The organism is Vibrio sp. VP6 (assembly GCF_028823755.1).
In the GTDB taxonomy this organism is placed as follows: Bacteria; Pseudomonadota; Gammaproteobacteria; order Enterobacterales; family Vibrionaceae; genus Vibrio; species Vibrio parahaemolyticus.
The window spans coordinates 16,826-41,399 of sequence record NZ_JAPEID010000033.1 but is presented as its reverse complement, the minus strand read 5'-3'; the positions used below and the strand labels follow the sequence as shown (position 1 = coordinate 41,399).

General features: G+C 46.7%; 18 protein-coding genes. 12 read left to right on the top strand and 6 right to left on the bottom strand.

What is annotated here, in order from left to right:
• Positions 1-76: 76 nt before the first annotated feature.
• Together OU793_RS18455 and torT are read right to left on the bottom strand one after the other, a co-directional pair.
• Positions 77-532 carry a methylglyoxal synthase gene (locus OU793_RS18455; RefSeq protein WP_005454351.1) on the bottom strand — a complete coding sequence of 152 codons (456 nt, stop codon included), beginning with the start codon at positions 530-532 and terminating at the stop codon, positions 77-79.
• 63 nt (positions 533-595) lie between these two features.
• Positions 596-1,645, bottom strand: coding sequence for a TMAO reductase system periplasmic protein TorT (gene torT / locus OU793_RS18450; protein WP_265342577.1), 1,050 nt, complete (start codon positions 1,643-1,645; stop codon positions 596-598).
• Between the two features lie 43 nt (positions 1,646-1,688).
• Between torT and torS the strand changes: the two genes are divergently transcribed.
• Positions 1,689-4,655: a TMAO reductase system sensor histidine kinase/response regulator TorS gene (gene torS, locus OU793_RS18445; RefSeq protein WP_025539843.1), complete on the top strand. Its 2,967-nt coding sequence runs from the start codon at positions 1,689-1,691 to the stop codon at positions 4,653-4,655.
• A 68-nt stretch (positions 4,656-4,723) separates the two neighbouring features.
• On the opposite strand, the gene OU793_RS18440 is transcribed toward torS, so the two are convergent.
• From OU793_RS18440 to OU793_RS18430, 3 genes are all read right to left on the bottom strand, one after another.
• Complete coding sequence (locus OU793_RS18440) at positions 4,724-4,915, bottom strand: hypothetical protein (RefSeq protein ID WP_005454225.1); 192 nt, start codon at positions 4,913-4,915, stop codon at positions 4,724-4,726.
• Positions 4,916-4,933: 18 nt separating this feature from the next.
• Positions 4,934-7,288 (bottom strand): fatty acid cis/trans isomerase, encoded by a 2,355-nt coding sequence (locus tag OU793_RS18435; RefSeq protein ID WP_180793845.1) that lies wholly within the window; start codon positions 7,286-7,288, stop codon positions 4,934-4,936.
• Positions 7,289-7,377: 89 nt separating this feature from the next.
• Entirely contained in the window at positions 7,378-7,764 is a 387-nt protein-coding gene (locus tag OU793_RS18430) for a winged helix-turn-helix domain-containing protein (RefSeq protein WP_072828631.1), read from the bottom strand.
• A 291-nt stretch (positions 7,765-8,055) separates the two neighbouring features.
• Between OU793_RS18430 and OU793_RS18425 the strand changes: the two genes are divergently transcribed.
• The 3 genes from OU793_RS18425 (at position 8,056) to OU793_RS18415 (ending at position 13,902) form a co-directional block, all read left to right on the top strand.
• A complete protein-coding gene (locus tag OU793_RS18425) occupies positions 8,056-9,570 on the top strand; it encodes an arylsulfatase (RefSeq protein ID WP_021451831.1) in 1,515 nt (504 codons plus the stop codon).
• Positions 9,571-9,879: 309 nt separating this feature from the next.
• Positions 9,880-11,427, top strand: a complete 1,548-nt coding sequence (locus OU793_RS18420) for an arylsulfatase (protein ID WP_005454162.1) — start codon at positions 9,880-9,882, stop codon at positions 11,425-11,427.
• A 159-nt stretch (positions 11,428-11,586) separates the two neighbouring features.
• Entirely contained in the window at positions 11,587-13,902 is a 2,316-nt protein-coding gene (locus OU793_RS18415; RefSeq protein ID WP_140103083.1) for a tetratricopeptide repeat protein, read from the top strand.
• Here OU793_RS18415 and OU793_RS18410 read toward each other — a convergent pair.
• Entirely contained in the window at positions 13,889-14,746 is an 858-nt protein-coding gene (locus tag OU793_RS18410; RefSeq protein WP_005477563.1) for a LysR family transcriptional regulator, read from the bottom strand. The genes OU793_RS18415 and OU793_RS18410 overlap by 14 nt on opposite strands.
• Positions 14,747-14,887: 141 nt before the next feature.
• On the opposite strand from OU793_RS18410, the gene OU793_RS18405 reads away from it, so the two are divergent.
• The 8 genes from OU793_RS18405 to OU793_RS18370 all read left to right on the top strand — a co-directional run bounded on the left by OU793_RS18405 (position 14,888) and on the right by OU793_RS18370 (position 24,551).
• On the top strand, positions 14,888-16,414 hold the full coding sequence (locus tag OU793_RS18405) for an arylsulfatase (RefSeq protein WP_005454209.1): 1,527 nt from the start codon (positions 14,888-14,890) through the stop codon (positions 16,412-16,414).
• Positions 16,415-16,528: 114 nt separating this feature from the next.
• On the top strand, positions 16,529-17,830 hold the full coding sequence (locus OU793_RS18400) for an anaerobic sulfatase maturase (RefSeq protein WP_140103082.1): 1,302 nt from the start codon (positions 16,529-16,531) through the stop codon (positions 17,828-17,830).
• An 84-nt stretch (positions 17,831-17,914) separates the two neighbouring features.
• A complete protein-coding gene (locus tag OU793_RS18395; protein WP_005376549.1) occupies positions 17,915-18,898 on the top strand; it encodes a MoxR family ATPase in 984 nt (327 codons plus the stop codon).
• A 12-nt stretch (positions 18,899-18,910) separates the two neighbouring features.
• Entirely contained in the window at positions 18,911-19,873 is a 963-nt protein-coding gene (locus OU793_RS18390; protein WP_140103081.1) for a DUF58 domain-containing protein, read from the top strand.
• The gene (locus tag OU793_RS18385; RefSeq protein ID WP_140103080.1) at positions 19,874-20,452 is read left to right on the top strand and encodes a DUF4381 domain-containing protein; all 579 of its coding nucleotides are present in this window, start codon (positions 19,874-19,876) and stop codon (positions 20,450-20,452) included. It abuts the gene before it with no gap.
• Positions 20,445-21,515, top strand: a complete 1,071-nt coding sequence (locus OU793_RS18380) for a VWA domain-containing protein (protein WP_140103079.1) — start codon at positions 20,445-20,447, stop codon at positions 21,513-21,515. Before OU793_RS18385 ends, OU793_RS18380 begins: the two co-directional genes overlap by 8 nt.
• Positions 21,508-23,238, top strand: a complete 1,731-nt coding sequence (locus OU793_RS18375) for a VWA domain-containing protein (protein ID WP_159404322.1) — start codon at positions 21,508-21,510, stop codon at positions 23,236-23,238. Before OU793_RS18380 ends, OU793_RS18375 begins: the two co-directional genes overlap by 8 nt.
• Positions 23,235-24,551 carry a BatD family protein gene (locus tag OU793_RS18370; protein ID WP_140103077.1) on the top strand — a complete coding sequence of 439 codons (1,317 nt, stop codon included), beginning with the start codon at positions 23,235-23,237 and terminating at the stop codon, positions 24,549-24,551. Before OU793_RS18375 ends, OU793_RS18370 begins: the two co-directional genes overlap by 4 nt.
• Positions 24,552-24,574 lie beyond the last annotated feature (23 nt).

Genomic DNA, 24,574 nt, shown 5'->3' with positions numbered 1-24,574 from the left:
ACACTTTTTCAACCGTTAAAAACAACAAAGGCGATACTCAGTATCGCCTTTGTGTTATCTATTTGATTACGTCGATTTACATGCGTTCTGCAAGGTAAGCTTCGTAATCTGGCACTTCGATGTCGACTTCTTGTTCTAAAAGAGGAGAGTCGAAGAGGAATTTTGCCGTTGCACGGTTAGTCGCAACTGGGATGTTCCAAACACTCGCGATACGAAGTAGGGCTTTCACATCAGGGTCGTGAGGTACGGCGTTTAGTGGATCCCAGAAGAAGACCAACACATCGATTTTACCTTCCGAAATCAATGCTCCGAGTTGTTGGTCGCCACCCATCGGGCCGCTGATCATACTCTTAATTGCTAAGCCAGTTTCTTTGCTCAGCATGTGGCCAGTTGTGCCTGTAGCGTACAAGAAATGGCGTTGCAGCTTTTCTTTATTCTCTTTTACCCAGCGAAGGAGCTCAGGTTTGCAATTGTCGTGGGCAACCAATGCCACGTGTTTATGCGCAGGCATGGTACGAGTCGTTTTTTGCATCAAGTTATTCCGATTTTATGATTATGAACTGGTTATCTATCAATAAAACACTTTTTTAGCGTATCAATCAACAGCCTTTATGCTGAATGTCGGCCTATATTCTGACGGAGATAACGATTCTTCAATTGTGTCATCGTGAAGCGTCTTTGGCGTCAGTGGTTTGATGATTGGCGATGCCTGTTTTTCATACGGTTGATGGCGTAAATAGTGAGCCGCTTGCATGACAGACAGGCGACCTTGTTGCACCATTTTGTCTATCGGAGCAAAAAGCACTTTATTGCGCAGAAGCCCACGATACACTCCGTGACTCAAATACACCGATACCAAACCAATATCATGGGTTTTATCTGCGCTGCGCAATTCACTGATGGCTGCTTCTATGGCGACCGCACTGCCGACGATGTAATCAATGTTCCCCATATCAATCACGCGTTGCACCAGGTTACGCTGTAACTCTTTGTCGTTGTCTGCCCAAAACGAGTCAACGATGTGGATGTCGCTGTTTTTGATAGCTTCATAAAACCCCGTTGTGACAGGCTTAGTGCCACCACGAGTGCGCGGGCCAAGCAGTAGGGCAATATTGGTTTTACCTGAGCCTTTTGGATGGCGCTCGGCTAAGTACTTACCGGCCTCGTAACCCATCCAATACCAATCGACACCGACTTCGCCTTTGAGCAGTGTGCTCTGTTCTTCATCAAGATCGAGTTGGTTGACTGTTGCAAATACGGGCGTGTTACCGACCCAACTTTTTAAGTTGTGTTCATAGGCGTGAGGATCAACCGTGCCTAAAATAATGGCATCCGCACCCCATTGGGTACACAGCGCAAGTTGCTGCTCTTGACGACTTTTATTTGGGTAGCCACCTGCTTCTAATACGCGCAGGTTGACGCCTTGTTTCTCTGCTTCAGAGACCATTCCATAGTTTACTGATAACCAGTAAGAATCCTTTAAATGAGGGTAGATCGCACAGATCTTTTCAGCGGCCACAGAAGGCAGTGAAGCGCAAAGTGACGCTGCCAAGACTGAATGCTTGAAAATTGTACGAATTGAGCGTTGATTTATAACCATGAAATGAAGTTCGTTGGCATAGATTAAGTAAACACTGCAAAATATAACGTAATATGTCGCCGAACACGAACATTAAGGTCATGAAAATATGTTGCTAGCAACCGCAAGCATCGGTCGTAAACTTCTGTTGTCATTCATCGCGATGGCAATGCTGGTCATGTTATCAGCATTGATTGGCGTATCCGGCTTTTCGCTGGTGGCAAAAACAGAAAGGAACGTGGTAGATGCCGCGATCCCCGCCATGATAGAAGCGCGACAAGTCTCAGAATTGAGTACTCGAATCATTTCATCGGTGCAAATGCTCTCTAATGCGCAAAATGAGCAAGAGAGGAAAGAAGCCGGGCGAGTGTTGTTCGAACAACTTGAATCGCTGTTGACGCACATTAAAGAGCTAGGCGGTGAGTCGTTTGATTCAAAACTGCTCGATGCACTTGAAAGCAACGTTCAGAATGTTATCAATAACCTCGCGGAGCTTGGTGTCACGGTTGAAAGAAAGTTGTGGCTCGCGAAAGAAATTGATACTCGTGTTGAAGAAATGCGCCTGCTGAGTGAAGAGTTAGAACAGCTCACTCGCACTCAAGTTCAAAACACCAGCACGATTGCGGTTGCTAACGTAACCCATATTTATGACCTGTTAGAAGCGAATAAAAAAGACCAAGTCTATCAAGCGCTCGATGCCTTGGTTGAAGTCGATCTTGACCTAACCGAGCGTCTGCACGAGCTGCATCTTCTCGCATTTAAAATGCTTAATCAAATTGAAGAAGCACGCACTCTGACCAACGTTGATCGTATCCAACAAATCCAGACGGCATTTGAAAACAATCTTAAGATCATGAAACGCCGCGTCTTAGCGGTCGAAGACCCAACACGTTCAAAACAGATGAGCCAATTGCTCACCGAGCTCGGTAAGCGCCAAGTTGTATTTACCATTTTGCTTCAACAATACGAAAACAACGAGCAATCTCAACAGTTGATGCAAAAAACGCTGGAGCTGTTTTCTGAATTGAACAGCACCGTAAACAAGCTGGTGGACGATTCCAACAAAACCACCACGTTTGCCGTTGACCAGCTGACCAATACCCTGAAATTTGCCCAATGGTCGCTAACGGTGATCTCGATTGTCGGTTTGATTGTGGTTGTGCTTATCCTTTGGCGCGTGGTTTACGTGTCGGTAGTGAAACGTTTGGCGGAATACTCTGCTGCGCTGCTTTCTGTTGCTCAAGGTAACTTGGCTGTTGAACTAGAAGTTAAAGGCAAAGACGAACTCGCGCACATGGGGCAAGCTATCATCACCGCCCGCAATACCGCCCAAGCGCTCAAAGTGGTGGCAGAAGGGGAAGCAAAAGCCAAACGAGAGCTGGAAGAACACAAAGAACACCTTGAAGAATTGATTGAGCAGCGCACTTCGCAGTTGAGACAAGCAAACCTGCGCTTGAATGAAGAGGTCGTGAACCACGCTCAGGCGCGTAATGAAGCCGAGCAGGCGAGCCGCGCGAAATCGGCCTTCTTAGCGACAATGAGCCATGAAATTCGAACGCCGATGAACGGCGTGCTCGGTACCGCTCGTTTGTTAATGGATTCTGGTTTAAATCCAATTCAAAAGCGTTACGCTGAGATCATCAACCGCAGTGGTAAAACCTTACTTGCCATCTTAAATGACGTTCTGGATTACTCGAAAATTGAAGCCGGCCATCTTGAGATTCGTCGATTGGGCTTCGACCTACATCAAATGGTTGAAGACACGTTCCAACTGATGAACAGCCGAGCGCAAGAGAAGCAACTGCTGTTCTCTTACCACATTGAAAGTGACGTCAGCCGATACTGGAAAGGGGATGTAACGCGCATTAGCCAAGTGCTGAACAATCTAGTGGGCAACGCAATCAAATTCACTGAAGACGGTGAAATTGATATTTACGTTAGCCTGAATCCAGAGGACGAATCGCAAGTGCTATTTGAAGTCTCAGATACAGGTATCGGCATTTCGAAAAAAGATCAGAAAACTCTTTTTGATGCCTTCACGCAAGCAGAAGGTGGTCTGAATCAAATCGGTGGTACAGGGCTTGGTTTGGCGATCAGCAAACGCATCGTAGAAGCCATGGGCGGCGTGCTAGAAGTCGACTCAGAAGAGGGCGAAGGCAGCCGTTTCTGGTTCTCCATCCCACTTGAAGAAAGCGAACCTGTTGAAATTGGTGTCGTGGCGAGCGCTCGCTGCAAGGTGAAAGCGAAAGTGCTGTTGGTCGAAGACAATGAAGTAAACCGCGTGGTGGCGGAAGGTTTCCTTCAGAGCATGGGGCACCAAGTTGTGATGGCGGAAGATGGCCTGCAAGCTGAACGAATCATTGATAAACAAGATTTTGACATCGCGCTTGTTGACATCAATTTACCTGATTGCGACGGCACGGATTTGATTCAACGCTTAAAACGCATCGAACGTAACAAGCCAGGTGACAAAGCGCTGTCACCGACACCTATGATTGCGGTGTCTGCTCATGTTTTTGCGGAAGAAGTGGAACGCTACTTGGCAGCGGGTTTTGATGGTTACTTGCCAAAACCGGTTGAGAAAGAAGCCCTTGCTACGTTGATTCAGGATGTTCTGGATGGCAAACAATTACTGCTTCCGCAAAGTGGAGAATGCTTACCTCTGAGCGAAACGAGCGATACCAATCTAACTATTGAAAATCAGGTCGAACAAGACCACCAACAACGAGAGGAACCAGAAATGGTCATCATTAATCCAAGCGTGATCCAGTCCGACATGAAGATTTTAGGCAGAGAAAAAATGCTGCATATCATCGACTTGTTCAGAAATACCAGTGCGGATGTACTTGGACAGTTGGTTGAGTCAGCAGAAAAAAATGACAGCCTAGCAGTGAAAAATCTCGCTCATAAACTAAAAGGCAGTGCGGGGAGTTTAGGTCTTACTGCGTTAATGAACACTTGCCAAAGTATCGAGATTGCTGCTGAACCGCTAGATACATACAACGCTCAGCAAGGTTTATTGGACGAGCAAGTCGCTGCGTCAGTTAATGCACTTGATGAGCTGATGGCAAAATAAAGCTCTGCGTTTTAAACCTAATCCCAAACCTAAAAACAAAAACCTCCGGTAAATGCCGGAGGTTTTTTCTATTTGGTCATGTCATCTTCCCACTCGAATCGAGTGTCTAAGGCATAAGGGTCATCATCTAATGGATGTTCCACTTTGCCACGTAAGTATTCGAGTTGATGCTCAAGCATGTTGACCGTCTCGTAGTCTCCCTCTGAACAAGCAACGTAAATTTGTTGCTCCAGAGCGGCAATGTTGTCTCGGATACCCATGAGAACCCCCTTAAATCATCATCGATTCTCAAAACGATTATAGTCAAGTAATCCAAATTCCATCGGTTGATTTGTTCGGTACCAATTGTGGATACGATCGCTAAACGGCCAGAATTTTTCCGAGCTACGGCGAATCGCAAAATTATCCAACAACTTAACGTAATCGGCTTCGTTTTGAATCGCGCTAAACTGATCGACAAATTCTTTTACTTGGTTTTCTTTAAGGGAGAAAAATGCTGCTGGGTAGCTACCGACAACGCCACGCACGATGGTCATATCGTCGTTGGCGAAGTCTCGGTTGCTTTCTTCATCAAACAAACTCGAAATATTAGTGTGCGCATTGTTGTGAAGTAGGGTGAACAGTTCATCCTTACCTGACTTACTACGCACCATCAGCATCGTGATTTGTGGGACGGTTTGTAGCCCTTCACCACGCACTTGACCGATGCGTTTTAGCTCTTTTTCCGTTTTATCTGAAAGCGCAGTATCGGTAATCTCATAACGCGGCAGTAGCACTGGCGATAAGCGTTTGCGCATCATGTTCAGTAGCTCGGTTTTTGGATCGTCCGTTTTGTAAACAACGCTGGTCGGTTGATTAAAAGGCTTCACGTTACGTTGCAAAAAGTCACTAAGCTGAGGGCTTTGATCTTGATACCAGCTCGATTGAAGCTGGTGGCGCATATCCGCAGGCAGCAAGGTAACAAAGTTACTCTCGCCTTCAAGGCGTAAGAAGTCCATGAACATACGCGTCATCAACTGGTGACCAAAGTTACCGTATACATCAAACCCTGCTACCAATAGGTAGTGAATACGTTCCAACAAAGCGTAATCTAAGATCCAGACTGTTTTTGGCTGCTCGCCAACCAAACCTTGAACTACAGATGCACTGTCGAAATGACGGAATACTGTTAATGCTGCATTTGGGTTGGTGCCGTTACCGTCCCAAATGACGTCAGTCGATAGGTTTTCGCCATGCTTAAACCAATTGTTCGTGAACTCAGATTTCGCCTCAAGATAACGCGCTTGTTGGCGTGCGTACTTAACCCAGTTTGTGACTGGAAGCGTATTACTTTCTTGTTCGGCTGGCAGTTTTAAGTTATCTGCTTGTGAACGGTAGAACTCGTTAACCTCGGGAATGTCAGCTTTGTCTGGGTCTAAGAAGAATACCCAGAAGCGATCATTGATGACGTTAAGTGCAAGCTGACCACGACAAACAGGGCCTTTGATGTACGCCATTATGGTGTTTTGCGCGTTATCAAGCATGAATTTGAAGCGAGACTTCACTGGCATATCAATGAATGCCGTCATCGGGTTAGCTGCAACTTCTGGCTCGTAGCTAGGTAGCTGAGTAACGGAGTAATCCGCTTCAATAAACCATTTTTTCCAGTTACTGATGCGCTGTTTGTTGAGCGCAAATGGCATGTGCGTTTTGTCAACAATAGTGCCTTGTTCTGGAATGATTCGGTAGTAAACGCGTTCAACGCCCGGATCGTCGTAAGGGCGACGAGTGGAAATGCGTTTTACTGGTTGTCCTGGTGGCGTTGCGGAGCGCACGAGGGTAAAGAAGCGCGGTTTTTCGCTCAACTCAGAGAAGTACAGGTGCGACAGGAACAAGTGCTCGTAAATGTAACGCGACATCAACTGGTTTTTGGGGTCTGAATGGTTGAGCAGTGTTTCGTATTGATTGATTTGCGCCTGCTCTTGGTCACTGATTGGCGTGTGCATATTCATGATCGCGCCGTTTTCTAGCCAAGTCATCAGCGTGTGGTATTCGCTGTTGGTTAGATTCGGCATACCAAATGGCATTCCCCAGTTTGGGTTGTCTTTTTCGTACTGTTCGTACTCTTCAATTGTCGGGCAGGTTTGCTCACGATCAATCGAGAAATCAAAACCTTCTAATTGCACTTGGTCTGGCAAGGGATGGCGCTCTTTCTGTTGCAATAAACGAGCGATAAGGCCAGCTTCAAGGTTTGCCGCCATGCTTTGGTCGCGTTCATTCAAAACAGGGTGGAAGCCAGCGTCGCGCCATTCTTGGGTGGTTTCTGCATCTTCAAACAAGCGAGTAGGTGCAGCCGCAGTCAGGCGAGTGCCTTCATAAACCAACGCCTTCGATGCTCCGCGGTCGATCCCTTCTACTGATGAGAGTTTTAGCTGACATGGCGCATCGTAGCAGGCGTGGCAAACCACACAGCGGTTATCGACGATAGGTTTTACCTCGCGTTGGAAGAAATCTGCCTGCGGCGTTTCAACGCTGGCAGTACGCTCACGAACCAACTGAGGGCCGAACAATTGGTCAAAGTTCAGGCCAGCATAAGTAGCACAACCAGCAAACAGACTGGCAATGCAGAGTATAAAAATTAGACGCAAATTCATTGAGTTATTTTGAGTAAATTGAATTTGCATTAATTAAAGCAAATTAAGTGACGAAATACCAAAAATCGAGACAAATAGCCGCGCTTTCTTTACCTATTTATGGATTTAAATAGATAACCCTTACGGTGAATTGTCTGAATTTGATCTGGTGGCATGCCTTCGGCAATCAAGCGTTTTCGCATTCGGCTGATGTGCATATCCAGCGCTCGGTCATGATCAGTGAACGGACGTTGCAAAACGGTTTGATAGAGGAAAGGTTTGGTCAGTACTTTATCTTGATGCTGAATGAGCGTGCGCAGCAGTTCAAACTGAATGGGCGTGAGTTGGATATCCGTCTTCTTTGGTTGGCTTTGAATCGTAACAGACTGCGTGTACTTATCGAGTGTAAGTACATGATCTGCTGAAGAAGAGTGACCACAATCTTGGCTATCAGACGTTAAGGTTGGCAAAACTGACAAGGTTGCTTGATCGCTCACGTTGATATCCAGATTAATAATGAAATTGCGAACCATTATCATTAATGATTAATCAAAAATCAATGCAATATATAAAGAAGATATTCAAATCGATGATGACAAGTGGTTGGTAAATGTGCTCATTGTCCGGCACAAACTTCATTGTTATAGCAACGCTATGCCAATTGAGATGAGATTTGGTTATATCTTGTATAACTTCAATCGTTTTTTCAGCAGGCATACCATAAAGAAAGTTTTTAACGTGAAGGAATAAAAAACGTGAACTTTCGCAAAAATACTCTAGTACTCACGATGCTTGCAACGGCAGCTCCGATTGCCGCACAAGCAGCTTCTAAACCCAACATGCTGGTTATCATGGGTGATGACATCGGCTACGGTAACATCTCTGCTTACAACCAAGGCATGCTTGGCTACAACACACCAAACATCGACAGAATTGCGCAAGAAGGTGCGCTTTTCACTGCGTACTACGCGCAGCAATCCTGTACTGCGGGTCGTAGTACTTTCATTACTGGTCAAATGCCAATCCGTACCGGTTTGACGAAAGTAGGCCTACCGGGTGCAGAACAAGGTCTTCAACCGCAAGACATTACAATGGCGACGGCACTTAAAGATATGGGCTACGCGACAGGCCAATTTGGTAAAAATCACCTTGGTGACAAAGATGAAATGTTGCCAACAAACCACGGTTTTGATGAGTTCATGGGTAACCTTTACCACTTGAACGCGGAAGAAGAGCCTGAAAACCCTGATTACCCGAAAGATCCTGCGTTCCGCAAAAACTTTGGCCCGCGTGGCGTAATCCATTCTTATGCCGATGGCAAAATTGAAGACACAGGTCCTTTGACGCGTAAGCGCATGGAAACGGTCGACCAAGAAACGCTAGACGCGGCAATGAACTTCATGGAGCGTCAAGTTAAAGCGAACAAGCCGTTCTTCTTGTGGTACAACGCAACGCGCATGCACATTTGGACGCATGTGAAAGAAGAAAACCGTACAACAGGTTTGGGTGAATACGCAGATGGTATGGTAGAGCACGACAACATGGTTGGTGAGTTGCTAGATAAACTGGATGATCTGAAAGTGGCCGACAACACCATCGTGATTTACACCACCGATAACGGCCCGATGAACGCGACCTGGCCTGATGCAGCATTTGGTCCTTTCCGTGGTGAGAAAAACACAGGTTGGGAAGGCGGCTTCCGCGTACCAGCAATGGTTCGTTGGCCTGGACACATTGCACCAAATACGAAGTTAAACGACATCTTTGCGGGTGAAGACTGGTTCCCAACACTGCTTTCTGCGGCTGGTAACAACACCATTAAGCAAGACTTGCTGAAAGGCTACAAATCATCATCTGCTGATCGCACATACAAAAACCATTTAGATGGTTACAACCAAATGAATTACTTGATGGGTAAAGACAAAGAGTCTGCTCGTGATGAGTTCTTCTACTGGTCAGACGATGGCGATTTGCTAGCAATGCGTGACAAGCGCTTCAAGCTTCACTTCAAGATCCAAGAGCATGAAGGTTGGGATGTTTGGACTAAAGAGTTCACAAACCTACGTATACCAATGATCTTCGACCTTAAAGTTGACCCACTAGAGAAGGGCGACCAAGGCTTCGGTTACGAAACATGGCAGTTCAACCACGTATTCTTGCTTGTTCCTGCTCAAGCGAAAGTAGCGAAAGTTCTGAAATCATTCAAAGAGTTCCCACCACGTCAAGAGATCCCAAGCTTCTCGGTTGATAAAGTGATGGAACAAATGAAGAACCTAAGTAAAGTTCAACAAGCGAAAGGTTAATCCTAAGCGTATTTGAACCCCCAACGGTTCGCAATGATGATCTATCTTGGTTGTCGGCGCGAACCGTTTTTTATTTTATCTATTTCGCAACCCTCTAATCGTTTGTTATCTCTTCCTGCCATTCCTTGCGTTAGCGAACCTTCTCTTATCTAAACGCCTTCAGATCTTTGTTGTCGCCGTGTGAATATGTTCGCGGAAATTATTAAACCCCATTGCCTTTATTCTCATTTTGAATATTCGCAAATCCGGAGGTTGTGAACTATACATTCTGTTGCAGGAAGCACTTTTCTAATACACACAGAGGTTTATATGACAGCGAAATATGGCGTTAAACGCCGATTAGCGATTCTTGCCGCGGCTTTAATTGGCGCGACAAGCAGCAGTATCGCGGCAGAAAAACCTAACATTCTCGTCATCTGGGGTGATGATATTGGCCAGTCCAATCTCAGTGCGTACACCTTTGGCTTGATGGGATACAAAACACCAAACATCGACAGCATCGCGAAAGAGGGCATGATGTTCACAGATTACTACGGTGAACAATCTTGTACTGCGGGTCGCTCCACCTTTATTACCGGCCAGACTGTGCTCAGAACGGGTCTAAGTAAAGTCGGACTTCCTGGTGCTGACCTAGGTTTGAAAGCGGAAGACGCAACTATTGCGGAAATGCTTAAACCAATGGGTTACATGACTGGTCAGTTTGGTAAAAACCACTTAGGGGATAAAGACGAACATCTTCCTACTAACCACGGCTTCGATGAATTTTTTGGCAACCTTTACCACCTGAACGCTGAGGAAGAACCGGAGAACGTCGATTACCCTAAAGATCCTGAGTTCCGTAAGAAGTTTGGCCCACGCGGTGTGATTCGTTCGTACGCTGACGGCAAAATTGAAGATACAGGGCCTCTGACTCGTAAGCGTATGGAAACTGTGGACGAAGAGACGTTAGATGCGGCACTCGACTTCATGGATCGTGCCGTGAAAGCGAAAAAACCATTCTTCGTTTGGTGGAACGCAACCCGCATGCACTTCCGTACTCACGTGAAGCCAGATAACCAAGGCAAAACCGGCATCAGTACTTATGCTGATGGTATGGTAGAGCACGACAACCATGTTGGTCAGCTACTGAAAAAAGTGGATGACTTAGGCATTAAAGACAACACCATTGTCTTCTACTCAACCGATAATGGCCCACACATGAACTCGTGGCCAGATGCGGGTACAACGCCATTCCGTGGCGAGAAAAATACCAACTGGGAAGGTGCGTACCGTGTTCCTGCAATGGTACGTTGGCCAGGTAAAATTAAAGCGGGTTCTGTTTCGAATGACATCATGCACCACATGGACTGGATGCCTACATTTGTAGCCGCCGCTGGTGATGACAACATCAAAGAGAAACTGCTAAAAGGTTACAGCGCGGGTGATAAGAAATTCAAAGTTCACCTAGACGGCTATAACTTCCTGCCATACCTCACTGGTAAAGAAGAGAAAGCACCGCGTGAAGAGATTTTCTACTTCTCGGACGATGGCGATTTAACTGCGCTTCGTTACAACAAGTGGAAACTGGTCTTCATGGAACAACGTGCAAAAGGTACGTTGCGTATTTGGGCTGAACCATTCACCAAATTACGTGTGCCGAAGATCTTCAACTTGCGTATGGACCCTTATGAAGTTGCGGATGTTACCTCCAACACGTACTACGATTGGATGCTTGATCGCGCCTACATGTTGGTACCAGCACAAACGTATGTTGGTCGATTCCTAGAAACCTTCAAAGAGTTCCCGCCAAGGCAAAAAGCCGCAAGTTTCTCGCTTGATCAAGTGATGGAGAAACTGCAAGAGAACCCGAATAAGTAGGTTTGCTGCACGATCAACACTCCAAATCGAGAGGCTCTAAGGAGCCTCTTTTTTTGCGCACCGTTTAAGTTTTTCTTAAAACTCATGTAATTACTTGTCCAAAAAGAAAAAGTCATCCTACAGTTGATGAAGAACAAAATTAGAATAACAAGGATCGTTATGACTCAGTGGGCAAGTTGGAAGCAGGCAATAGTGAGCCTTGCTATGCTCGTCAGTTTTTCTCTGTTTGGACAGCAAAACGCCCAAACTCCACCAGAAGTTGTTCAAGCTCAGTTTATTGGTAATGGAACGTGCATCGATTGTCACCAAGTCGAAGTGAAAGCGTGGCAAGGCTCGCACCATGATATGGCGATGCGCCATGCTGATTCAGAATCCGTACTGGGTAACTTCGACAATCAAGCCGTTGAACATCAGGGCAAGGCACACCGTTTTTTTCGCAAAGGCGATGAATATTGGGTCAACATCCAAGGGCCAGATGGACAGTGGCACGATTACAAAATCAGCTATACGTTTGGTTGGGTGCCATTACAACAGTACATGGTGGAATTTGATGATGGACGCATACAACTGATTCCTTTTGCTTGGGATTCGAGAAGTGTGGAACAAGGCGGGCAACGTTGGTTTCATTTATATCCAGACACGACCACAACCGATGAGTTTTACTGGACCAATACAGGGCAAAACTGGAACTTCATGTGCGCTGATTGCCACTCAACCAACTTGAAGAAAAACTACGACGCGCAAAGCAATACTTTTCAAACAACGTGGTCGGAAATCAACGTCAGCTGCGAAGCGTGTCATGGCCCGGCAAGTCTGCACGTGGAAATGGCGAAACAGGCCAAGCAAAACGGAATGCCAATTGCCACCGCGAATCATTATGGTTTTTCTCGCGATCTTTCAGCCGCAGTCAAAGAGTGGGTCTACAAAGAAGGGCACAGTACGCTTCAGCCAAAAGACATTGTGCCAACCAACCAAGTTCAAACTTGCGCTCAGTGCCACAGTCGACGTACCCAGTTGAATGAAGAAGCGGATCACGTCAAAGGTGCGTTTCTTGATAAGTACCGCCTGAGTTTAATTACTCCTGAGCTCTATTATCACGATGGCCAAATTTACGATGAGGACTATGTCTACGGCTCGTTTTTGCAATCGGCCATGGCAGAGAAAGGCGTAACGTGCACAAATTGTCACGATCCACATACCGCACAACTCAAAATCCCAGAAGAAGCAGTATGTGCGCAATGTCATGTAGCGTCGGATTATCTGCCAGAAAACCACACCTTTCATCAAGCGAACACCGAGGCATCAAAATGCACAACGTGCCACATGCCGGGGACGACCTATATGCAGGTAGACCCGCGTAGAGACCACAGTTGGCACGTTCCGCGCCCAGATTTAAGCAAGCATATTAATACGCCCAATGTTTGTACTGCTTGTCATGATGATAAAGATGCGAAGTGGGCCGATGAGCAGATTGGTCAATGGTTCCCAAAATCAAAGTATCGCAACACTCAGCACTTTTCGGTCGCATTTTATGCAGACGCGATAGGTCACCGAGGTGGTTCAGATGCCTTGGCTTATACGGCTCAAGATTCTTCCATCAGTGACATCATTCGCGCATCGGCTTTAGAGCGAATGGCAGGCAATACTGGCCAGAATACGTTGGTTGCGCTTGCGCGCGCCGTGAAACATGAGAACGAGATGATTCGACTGGGTGCTGTTGCTGGCTCGGCAGGGTATGACTTTAGTGACCGTTGGCAGATTTTACAGCCGTTGCTGAGTGACCCGGTGTTGTCGGTGCGAACCGAAGCGGCGGCTGCGCTAGTCAGTCATTATGGGGAAATGAATCCGCTACAAAGAGAGCGCATTCAAAAACCGTTAGATGAATACATGGACATTCAACGCTTTAATGCCGATCGCGGATTTGGGCGAACTAACTTAGCCAATGTATATCGCAGTTTGGGAGAGGCTAATAAAGCGATCGAACTGTATCAACAAGCTTTCGACATCGAACCTTATTTCGAAAATAGCTACGTCAATTTAGCGGACATGTATCGCCGACAAGGTGATGAAGCCAAAGCTTTACAAATTCTGCATGCGGGAATGAAAGCACAACCGAAATCAAGTTCGCTGCCTTATAGTGCGGGGCTTGCGCTGTTAAGACAAGGCAACAGCAAACAAGCTAAACAGTATTTAAAACAGGCTGCAGAAACCGCGAAAGATAACGCTCAGTATTGGTATGTGTACGGTTTAGCGTTGGAGAAATCCGACGTATTAGAAGCGAGTCAGGCGTTAAACAAGGCGTTTGAAGTTGGTGGCGACCCACGGCATCTTTATGCCCAGTGCGAAGTGTTGGCGAGAAACTATCGACAAGGCGGCGTTGCATTTGCCTTTGAACAGTGCACCAAGCAGCTTGGTGCACATGCTCCTGAGGAAGTTATTCAACAGCTCAAAGCGACCGTGACTACAAAGAAATAGGTTCGTAATGCGCGGCTGCTAGGTGCGTTTTGATTCTCTCTCGCAATGCAATATGAGCAGGGTTGTTTAACTCACGTTTATGGTAGACGAACTTGTAAGGGATAGTGCATATAGAAATGGGGCAAGGCAGAACTTGAAGCTTAAGGGCTTTGCTCCATTTGTTCGCAAAAGATTGAGACACTAGACCTAAACAATCGCGTTGTGCGACGTACAACGCCATACCAGCAAGCGAAGATGTGACGAGATCCACTTTTCTTTCCAAAATGGTTTCTTGAGCGAGTTGCTCAAAACCCGACATGTTGTTCCATTTGCCTGAAAACAAACAGTGAGTTTCATCATAAAATTGCTCTTTGCTCAAAGTGCCTTGGATTCGAGGGTGTTGCTCTCGACAAATAATGACGGCCTTTTCTTCGTACGCCTCCTCCATAACAAACGCCGCATCTTTTGTGACCACTGTATCAATTACAAGATCTACTTTTTGTTGTCTTAAAAGCTCAAATAAGATGTATTTTTCGGGAGGTGACTCGTAAAAAATGGCATTTTTTATCGGGCTCATAATGTGCAGCAGAATCTCTGAACAGCACACCTCAAAGTGCTTCTTCTCCATGATAGCATTATCAATAATACTCACCGCTTGCTCAAACTGAGGCAGTAGTTGATACGCCGCGGATGTCAGTGTAATTCCCCGTCCTTTTTTCACAAATAATTGCTTATCTACGACTTGCTCTAAACGCTTTATTGCAGCGCTCACAGCAGGTTGCGTAAGCCCCAATTGTTCCGCGGCTTTTGTATAAGATTGGAACTCCGCGACAACAAGAAAAGTTTGGATCAAATTCAAGTCCATAACGTTACTCATAAATTTAATTTATAGATTAACTAATTTTGACTGCATTTATCGCCTGAAATTAGTGCTTTATCTTATATCAACAATGGTATTGAAAAGCGAATACCATTTTTTACGCACTAGCGAACTCTTGGAGATAATATGAAAAATGCGACCAAAACGAGCAGTAAAAAACTCGTACTTAACGCATGTACGTTAGCATTAGGCGCTGCATCTGCAGTTGCACACGCAGCGGACAAACCCAACATTCTTGTCATCTTTGGTGATGATGTTGGTTACTGGAACCTTAGTACCTACAACCAAGGCATGATGGCGTACAACACGCCAAACATCGATAGCATTGCTAAAGAAGGTGCGAAGTTCACTAACTTCTACGCACAGCAAAGTTCGACAGCAGGCCGTTCTGCATTCATCACTGGTCAAATGCCAAAACGTACTGGTCTATCAAAAGTGGGCTTACCAGGCGCTCCGGAAGGTATCTCGGAAAAAGATCCAACGATTGCAACCATGCTTAAGCAAATGGGTTACGCAACCGGACAATTTGGTAAGAACCATTTAGGTGACCGAGACGAACACCTTCCTACCAACCACGGTTTTGATGAGTTCTTCGGCAACCTATACCACTTGAACGCGGAAGAAGAGCCAGAGAACGTGGATTACCCTAAAGATCCAGAGTTCAAGAAAAAATTTGGCCCTCGCGGCGTTATCCATTCTTACGCTGACGGCAAAATTGAAGATACCGGCCCTCTAACTCGCAAACGTATGGAAACAGTAGACGGTGAGTTCCTAGAAGCGGCTGAAACGTTCATCGACAAGCAAGTTAAGGCAGACAAGCCATTCTTCGTTTGGTTTAACACCACTCGCATGCACAACTTCACGCACGTTCCTGAAGAGTACCAAGGTAAAACCGGTGCTGGTTTCTATGCTGACGGTGTGAAACAGCACGATGACCAAATCGGCGAACTACTGAAAAAAGTGAAAGATCTTGGTGTTGATGACAACACTATCATCGTTTACACCACAGATAACGGCCCGATGGTTGACCTATGGCCAGACGCAGGTATGACGCCATTCCGTAGTGAGAAGAATACAGGTTGGGAAGGCAGCTTCCGTGTTCCTGCTCTTATCAAATGGCCTGGTCACATCAAAGCTGGCGAAACCTTTAATGGCATGATGTCTCTTGAAGACTTCTTCCCAACATTGGTTGCAGCAGCAGGTGACACTAAAGTTAAAGACGAGCTACTGAAAGGTAAGAAAGTTGGCAAGATGAACTACAAAGTTCACCTAGATGGTTACAACCAATTGCCATACATCACAGGTAAGTCAGACAAGTCTGCTCGTAACGAATTCGTTTACTGGAGTGATGACGGTGACTTGGTTGCACTACGTTACGGTAAGTACAAATACCACTTCATGATCCAAGAAAATGAAACGGGCATGGATGTATGGCGTAAACCATTCACTAAACTTCGTGTTCCATTGATCTTCGACTTGAGCATCGACCCATTCGAACGTGGTGACCAAGGTATGGGTTACTCTCGTTGGATGTACGAGCGTTCATTCCTAATGATGCCAGCGGTAGAGAAAGTGAAAGAGGTAATGGGTACGTTTAAAGAGTTCCCACCTCGCATGGAAGCCGGTTCATTCGTACCTAAGTCTTCTAAGTAGTAAAGAACATCGATAATCCATAGCGCTCTTCGGAGCGCTATATACCCAAATAGCTTCCCGTTTACTGCACTACGCTTACGAGGTTATTTGGGTATATTTAATAGTGAGAAACGTATGAGTAAGATTTCCCCTCGCCATTCTACTACCATGCCTATTGTTCCTCTTAAAACGGCTTCTAAAGCACCAGTTTCAGGCGCGTATGACCGTCGATTCCATGTGATGGCAAAGCCGGGCGGAGCAAAATGCAACATCGATTGTCAGTACTGCTTTTATCTGCATAAAGAAAATCTACTGCACCAAGAAAAGCAGCCAAAAATGGACGACGCTACATTGGAAGCGTTCGTGAAAAGCTACATCGAAAGTCAGGATGGCGAAGAAATTGTGTTCTCATGGCAGGGTGGGGAGCCAACGCTGCTTGGGTTGGACTATTTCCGCAATGTCGTAGCTCTGCAAAAGAAACATCAGCCGAAAGGCGTTCGCATTGAAAACGACCTTCAGACCAACGGCATTTTGCTAAACGATGAGTGGTGTGCGTTTTTAAAAGAGCACAACTTCCTAGTTGGCTTGTCGATTGATGGGCCACGAGAGCTGCACGATAAATATCGCAAAACCCGCAGCGGTAAGCCGACGTTTGATCTGGTGACGAAAGCGGTAGATAAGCTCAAAGCGCATGGCGTGAAATTCAACGCGTTGGTGACGGTGAATCGTCACAATGCGAAATACCCGCTCGAAGTGTATCGATTTTTAACCCAAGAATTGGGTGTGACATACATTCAGTTTGCACCGGTGGTTGAAGCGAACGACTTCCAAACAACCGCACCGCAGTTTTGGAACGAACAGATGATTCCAACCAAAGGCAGTGATCTGGCGAAACCGGGTCATCCAATGTCTGTTGTGACGGATTGGTCGGTTGATCCTGAAGACTGGGGACGCTTTTTAATGGCGACCTTTGAAGAGTGGGTGAATAACGATCTTGGCCGTGTACTGGTTAACCTGTTTGAAACCGCGGTAGCGCAAGTAATGGGGAAACCTTCCCAACTTTGCGTGACAGCTGAGTTTTGTGGCAAAGGCTTGGCGATTGAGCACAATGGCGACGTGTTCAGTTGCGACCACTATGTATACCCAGAATACAAACTCGCCAACATTCATGAACACTCATTGAATGACATGGCCTTCTCTACACGACAATACACCTTTGGCATGGCAAAACGCGAATCTTTGCCGACGTATTGTAAGCAGTGTCCCTACTTGCCTTATTGCTGGGGCGAGTGTCCGAAAAACCGTCTGATCAAAACGCCGAATGGCGAGGCTGGACTAAACTATCTGTGTTTGGGAATCAAAATGTTCTTTGATTACGCGTTACCGATGTTGGTTGGTCTTGCACAGCTTCTCCAATCTGAAGAACCGCAAAGATAACATAGTGAATATAACCTTAAGTTATTTCATTTGTTCTTATACTTAACTATTGAAAAGACGGCTTAAACCACTGAAAGGTACCCTATGAACCACGCACAACAAGCGATAAAAGAACTCATCGAACAAACAGAAAAAAGCGTCATTGGACAAAGCCACGTGGTTCGAGCTTTAGTCATCGGGTTATTAACGAACGGGCACATTCTTCTCGAAGGTTTACCGGGAACGGCAAAAACACGTTCTGTAAAATCGTTGGCCAACTTGTTAAACACCAGTTTTGGTCGAATCCAGTTTACGCCGGACCTTTTGCCATCGGACGTGACGGGAACCGAGGTATATCAAGAGTTGGATGGCAAGCCGCAACTCCATTTTCAACCAGGGCCAATTTTTAACAGCATAGTGCTTGCCGATGAGGTCAACCGCGCGCCAGCCAAAGTACAAGCAGCACTACTTGAAGCCATGGCCGAAGGCACAATCACGGTAGGCGATAAAACTCATGTATTGCCAGACTTATTTATGGTGCTTGCAACGCAAAACCCAGTAGAACAAGAGGGCACGTACCCGCTGCCAGAAGCGCAAATGGACCGTTTTATCATGAAGGTTACCGTCGATTACCCAGAAGACGACGCTGAACGTGACATCATCCGTTTGGTGCGCAGTGAAGAATTAGGTGCGGAAACCAGCAGCGAAATTATTACGCCAAAACACATCGAGCCAGACGTGGTGCTAGAAGCGCGCCGTCAGTTACCAAACATCGTGGTATCAGACCTAGTGGAAAACTACATTGTCGCGTTAGTGATGGCGACTCGTAAGCCAGAGCGTTATGCCGATTCAAACTTAGCAAAATGGATTGAGATTGGCTCTAGTCCCCGTGCCTCCATCGCACTAGACAAATGCGCTCGTGCGTATGCGTGGATGCAAGGACGTGACCATGTCACTCCTGACGATGTGCGAGCCATGGTTCCGTCTGTACTGGGCCACCGTTTTTCTTTGACCTACGATGCACTAGCAGACGGAGTCGATCACCAACGCGTCGTGCAAGAGCTGCTAGATTGTGTAGAAATTGGGTAAGCGGGAGGCATTATGGCTCAGCCAACTCTTGCGCCAAAATCACAGGGGATGGATCCCCGTTTGTACTGCGATTACGCTCGTTTAGTACGTCTGCAAGCACAAGCAGAATCATTCAGTTTACTTCCTCATCTAAAAGCGGGCAGCGTACTCTCAGGCCGCCACAATTCGCTGTTTCGCGGTCGTGGATTGAACTTCGAAGAGCTGCGCCATTATCAATTGGGTGACGACATTCGTAACCTGGATTGGAAAGTCACGATGCGCACAGGCAAGCCGCACGTGCGCAGCTACACCGAAGAAAAAGATCGCAACGTGATCGTGTGTGTCGACCAGCGCAGCGCAATGTTTTTTGCTTCGACGCAAGTAATGAAATCGGTTGTCGCGGCTGAAATCGCGGCCATGTGCGGGTGGCGCGTGTTAAAAGATGGCGACCGAGTTGGTTTTGTCATCGCATCCCAACAGGCGTTGTTTCACACCAAGGCGCAGCGTTCGCAAAACGATCTTCTGGCTCAACTTAAGCGTCTCGCTAAAGCCAATCAATCGCTCAATGTGGACTCCCGCAATTCCGAAAAAGTGACGTTCAGTCAATGGATTGAGCTCATTAAACGCATGAAGCTCAAACAATCCACTTTGATTTTTATCAGCGACTGGAGCGACTGCGAGGAGCACCATCTTGACCACCTTAAACAGCTACAACAGCACAACGATGTTCTTGCAGTGATGGTCAGTGACCCATTAGAACAAGCGCTACCAGACGATTTGGCAAAATCGAAATGGGTGGTTGGTGATGGGCAGTATCAACTCAATTTAGACAGCCAAGCAAAGGTAGAGGCCGCGAGCGCAAAGCTTGAGGCTCGAACTAGCTTACAGCGTCAATCACTCTCTCAACTTATGGCGATGAAACACCTTCCGCACATCGAACTCGATACGACAGGCGAGCACATTAAACAATTTCAAAAACTGGTAGGAGGGCGTTAAATGAGTGGTCTTCCTACGCCTCCGAGTACCTATATACTCAGAGAGCTACATGATGTAGCCGTGCCACCAAGCGTGAGTTGGTATCCGCAAACTATTGGCTGGAAGATTTTAGCGGCGGTTGCGCTCATTGCACTGGTGTATGTCGCGTATCGTTTGGCTCGACAGTGGTGGTGTAACCGCTACCGACAAGAAGCTCTGTTGACGATTTCGCAAATCAAACCGAGCGACAAAGGCATGCCTAAAGCATTGTTCTCTGTGCTTAAAATTGTGTTGATTCATGTTGATAGCCGTAACGCGAAATTGTTTGATACCGCCTTTTTGCGAAAGCTCGATGCGCTATATCCGCAAACCGGAGATTCTCAAGCAAACTCGCAAGTGGTCTTTAACGATGAGCTTTCAAAGCGCTGGCTACAAAGTATTGTTGACCCAAGCATTATGCTAACCAACGAAGAGCGAGTAACGCTTATTGCTCGTGCGAAAAACTGGGTGAGTGAGCACCGTTGTGATGCTAAAAAAAGCGCGGCAAAGAAATCACCACTATTGAAACGCAAAGCAAATCAGGGAGGTCAACATGAATGATCTTCTTGTATCGCTAACTGGTTTGTCTGGTTTTGAATTTGCTCACCCAATGTGGTTTCTGATTTTGCCGCTGCCATTGGTGGTGTACTACTTGGTGCCTGCATATCGCACTAAGCAAATGGCGATCAAAGTGCCGTTTTTTAGTCAGTTGGTGGAAGCGATTGGCGAGACGCCGTCAGAAGGTGCAAGCCAGTTAACCCCAAGCTGGTGGCAACGAGCAACGTTAATTCTCTCATGGCTTTTGGTGGTGTGTGCGATGGCAAAACCCACCGTGTTAGGCGAGCCTCAAGTTCGCGAGAGTTTAGGGCGCGATGTTATGGTGGTGGTGGATCTTTCGGGTTCCATGGCTGAGCCTGATTTCACGTCTCGTACAGGTGAAAAAATTTCTCGCCTTGATGCGGCAAAAGAAGTGCTGACGGAGTTTGTTCAGTCTCGTAAAGGTGACCGATTAGGCTTGGTACTTTTTGGAGATGCCGCTTTTGTGCAAACGCCATTTACCGCAGACCAAAAAGTGTGGCTCGAACTGCTTAACCAAACCGATGTGGCAATGGCAGGGCAGAGTACCCATCTTGGTGATGCGATTGGCTTAGCGATTAAAGTTTTTGAGCAAAGCGATAAGTCGCGTGGTGCTTTAGAACAAGAGCAAAACCGTGAAAAAGTCGCGATTGTATTAACCGATGGTAATGACACGGGCAGCTTTGTCGAACCGATTGATGCGGCGAAAGTTGCGAAAGCCAAAGGCGTGCGAGTGCACGTGATTGCGATGGGTGATCCGGAAACGATAGGTGAATCCGCGTTGGATATGGACACGATTCATCGCATAGCGAAAGAATCCGGCGGTGAAGCGTTTGAAGCTCTCAACCGTGATGAACTATCGGCTGCCTACGACGAGATTGGCAAACTGGAACCTCAACTTTACGAAAGCACCACATACCGGCCGAAACAAAGTCTTCACCATTACTTGATGGCGTTAGTGGTCATCATGCATTTACTCGCGTTCAGCGTCGCGACACTCAAAAGAAGGGCTGCAACACGATCATCATTAGGAGAGAGCGATGTTTGATTCTCTTAGTTGGACGCAATTCTTTACGCAGTTTCATTTTATTCGACCGTTGTGGTTACTTGCTTTGATCCCCATGTTTTTCTTGGTGTGGTTGCGCTGGCGAGAAGAAAGCAAACCAAGCTGGAAGGATGTTCTGCCCGAACATTTACGCAATGCTTTGACGATAGGCGAGCGAGGTTGGCGCAAGCAACTGCCGCTTAAGCTCTTGATGCTGATTGTGCTACTCGCCATTGTGATTTGTGCAGGCCCAACGTGGCAACGTGAATCTTCTCCCTTTGGTGAAGATAAAGCCTCTCTGCTTGTGGTGCTTGATAACAGCGACTCGATGCTGCAAAAAGATCTCCCACCAAGCCGCCTTGAGCGTTCCAAACAGAAAATACGCGATTTGTTAGTTGCGCGAAAAGGCGGAAAAACGGGTTTAGTCGTGTTTGCGGGCAGTGCTCATGTGGCGATGCCTGTGACTCAAGACAGCAAAGTATTTGACCCATTCTTGGCGGCCATTGCGCCAGAAATCATGCCCGTGCAAGGTAAGCTTGCTGAAAAAGCCTTGCCGTTAATTGATCAACAATTGCAAGGTCAACCAGGCTCCACCGTTTTGTTGGTGAGCGATGGCGTGAACCCGGCCACAATTAAGCAATACCAAGCGTATTTTGCAGGCAAACCTTATCAACTGTTAATTCTTGCTGCGGGGAATACAGACATCGTGAGTAACAACCCGATGGATTTGGATTCTCTGCAAAAACTGGCCAGCCAGACCAACGGTCGATTGGTGGAAGTGACGGTCGATAACAGTGATATCGAACAACTGAATCGATACGTTGAGCGCAATATGCAGCTTAATGGCGAATCTTCAATGCCTTGGAAAGACATGGGTTATCAACTGCTGTTCCCAATCGCGTTGATCATGATGCTGTGGTTTAGAAAAGGGTGGTTAGTGCAGTGGTGCGTGATTGCAATGGTGAGCGGTACACTGTTGATGCCGACCAGTGCAATGGCGGAGAACATTTCTGTGAAAGCCGAGCAGCCACAAGTTGTGCAAAAAGTGACGACCTTCGACAAGGTGGCACAATGGTGGTGGGATTTGTGGCTGACGCCAGACCAACAAGGACAGCGTTTGTTCAACCAACAAGCGTATTTAGAAGCTGCAAAACACTTTGTCGATCCATTACGCAAAGGCACGGCGTACTACTACGCTAGCGAGTTTGAGCTCGCGCACAGTGCGTTTTTGGAAATGCAAAACGACCCGTCCGAAGAGGTTAGAGATTACGGTCTTTACAATGCGGCGAGCGCGTTGGCGCGCCAGCGTGAATATTTGGCTGCACGTGACTTGTTAAAATCCCTAGCCAGCAAGCCAACGTTGAGCGAGTCGTTAAGACCTGATGTTGAGCACAACTTGAAAGTGATTGCTGGCATCGTCGATGAGATAAATCAGATGAGTGAAAGTCAAGCCGGAACAGAGCAAGAGGCGTCAACCGAGCTAGGCGACAACCCTCAAACCGCAGAAGGAGCGGATGAACAAACGTCAGCGGAGTTGATGATTAAAGAGACGTTAAGCGCAGACGACATCTTAGGTAGCCAAGAATTAGCCGACAAGTGGCTAAAGCGAGTCGAAGCGGACCCGAAGTATTTCTTACGCGCTAAATTTCAAATTCAATTACGCTCGCCAACAACGGGTAGCTCAACTACGACAACGGAACACAATACAGAGGAGGCGGCCCAATGATGATGAATGTCCATCGCGTTAACTCTTTTGCTCTTCCTGTACGGATAGTGGCATGGTTAGTGGTTTGTTTGAGTCTATTCGTAAGTCGTCACGTTTTCGCTCAGGATATTTACGATCTTCAACGCAATCATGGTGTTGAGTTGCAAGCGTGGGTTGGTCAACAACCAACGGCTGGAGAAAAGCGTAAAACGCCAAGTTTTAGTGTCAACGAGCAAGTCATTTTAACCATCGAAGTGGCAACGCCGCGCTGGTTTACGGGTGGGACGCGAATTGGCAGTATTGAAATGCCCAATGTTATCGCCAAACAGCGTAATCAGTTAGCCACTAACTTCACGGAGCACAAGGGCGGACAAACTTGGTCGCGTCAACGCTGGGAAGTGACTTTGTATCCACAAGCATCTGGTGATTTTGTGATTCCACCTGTCGCTGTGGGCGTTCAGGTGTCGGCGCCGGACGGCGAGAAGGTGTCAGGCACACTTTACACGCAGCCGATTAAGTTCAAAACTGTCTTGCCATCGGGATTGTTGAGCGGTGACACGCCTTGGTTTTCTGCAACGCACGTAGACGTAAAACAAGAGTGGGAAACCTCCACTGAGTCACTCAAAGTTGGGGATGCAATCACGCGTAAAATCACCGTTTCAGCTCAAGATTCACTATCTGTGTTGTTACCAGACTTGTTGAAAGGAGAATCGACAACCCGTTACCAAGCGTATCCTCAACCGCACCGTCTTACAGATACGCAAACACGTGGTGATTACCAGTCAACACGCACAGAAGAGAGTGTGTACGTGATTCAACAAGGTGGTGAATTAACCCTGCCAGATTATGAGTTCCGTTGGTGGAACAGTAAGACTCAACAAGTGGAAACGGTGGTGCTAGAGGGCAAAACATTTGCCGCGAAGCACACGTTGAAATCCTTCATCAAAACGTACTTTGCATGGATTGTATCTACGCTTGTATTTCTGGGTTTTGTGACTGTTTCATTGGTAGCCATTAAACGTTACTACCGCAACAAACCGACACCAGCATGGTTGACGTTCCACCGTTTGTTAAAGGCTAAACGTTGGTCTGAAGCAAGGACCGTATTGTACAAACAATTGCGTTTAAATACGGCAGAGCTGGAAATGACCAAAGCCGATTCGAGTGAATCGTGGCAAAAAAGTGCGTCGCGAATGCAAAATGGTGAAAATAGCGCTCATTTAATGAAGTCGATGTGGCGCAAGATCCAGACCAAACAACAACGCTTTAAATTCCGTATACCGCGAGCGTTACCAGAACTGGACAAAGTCATTGGAAGAGATGGCAATGAATAAAACGGGGCGCTAATATAGCGCCT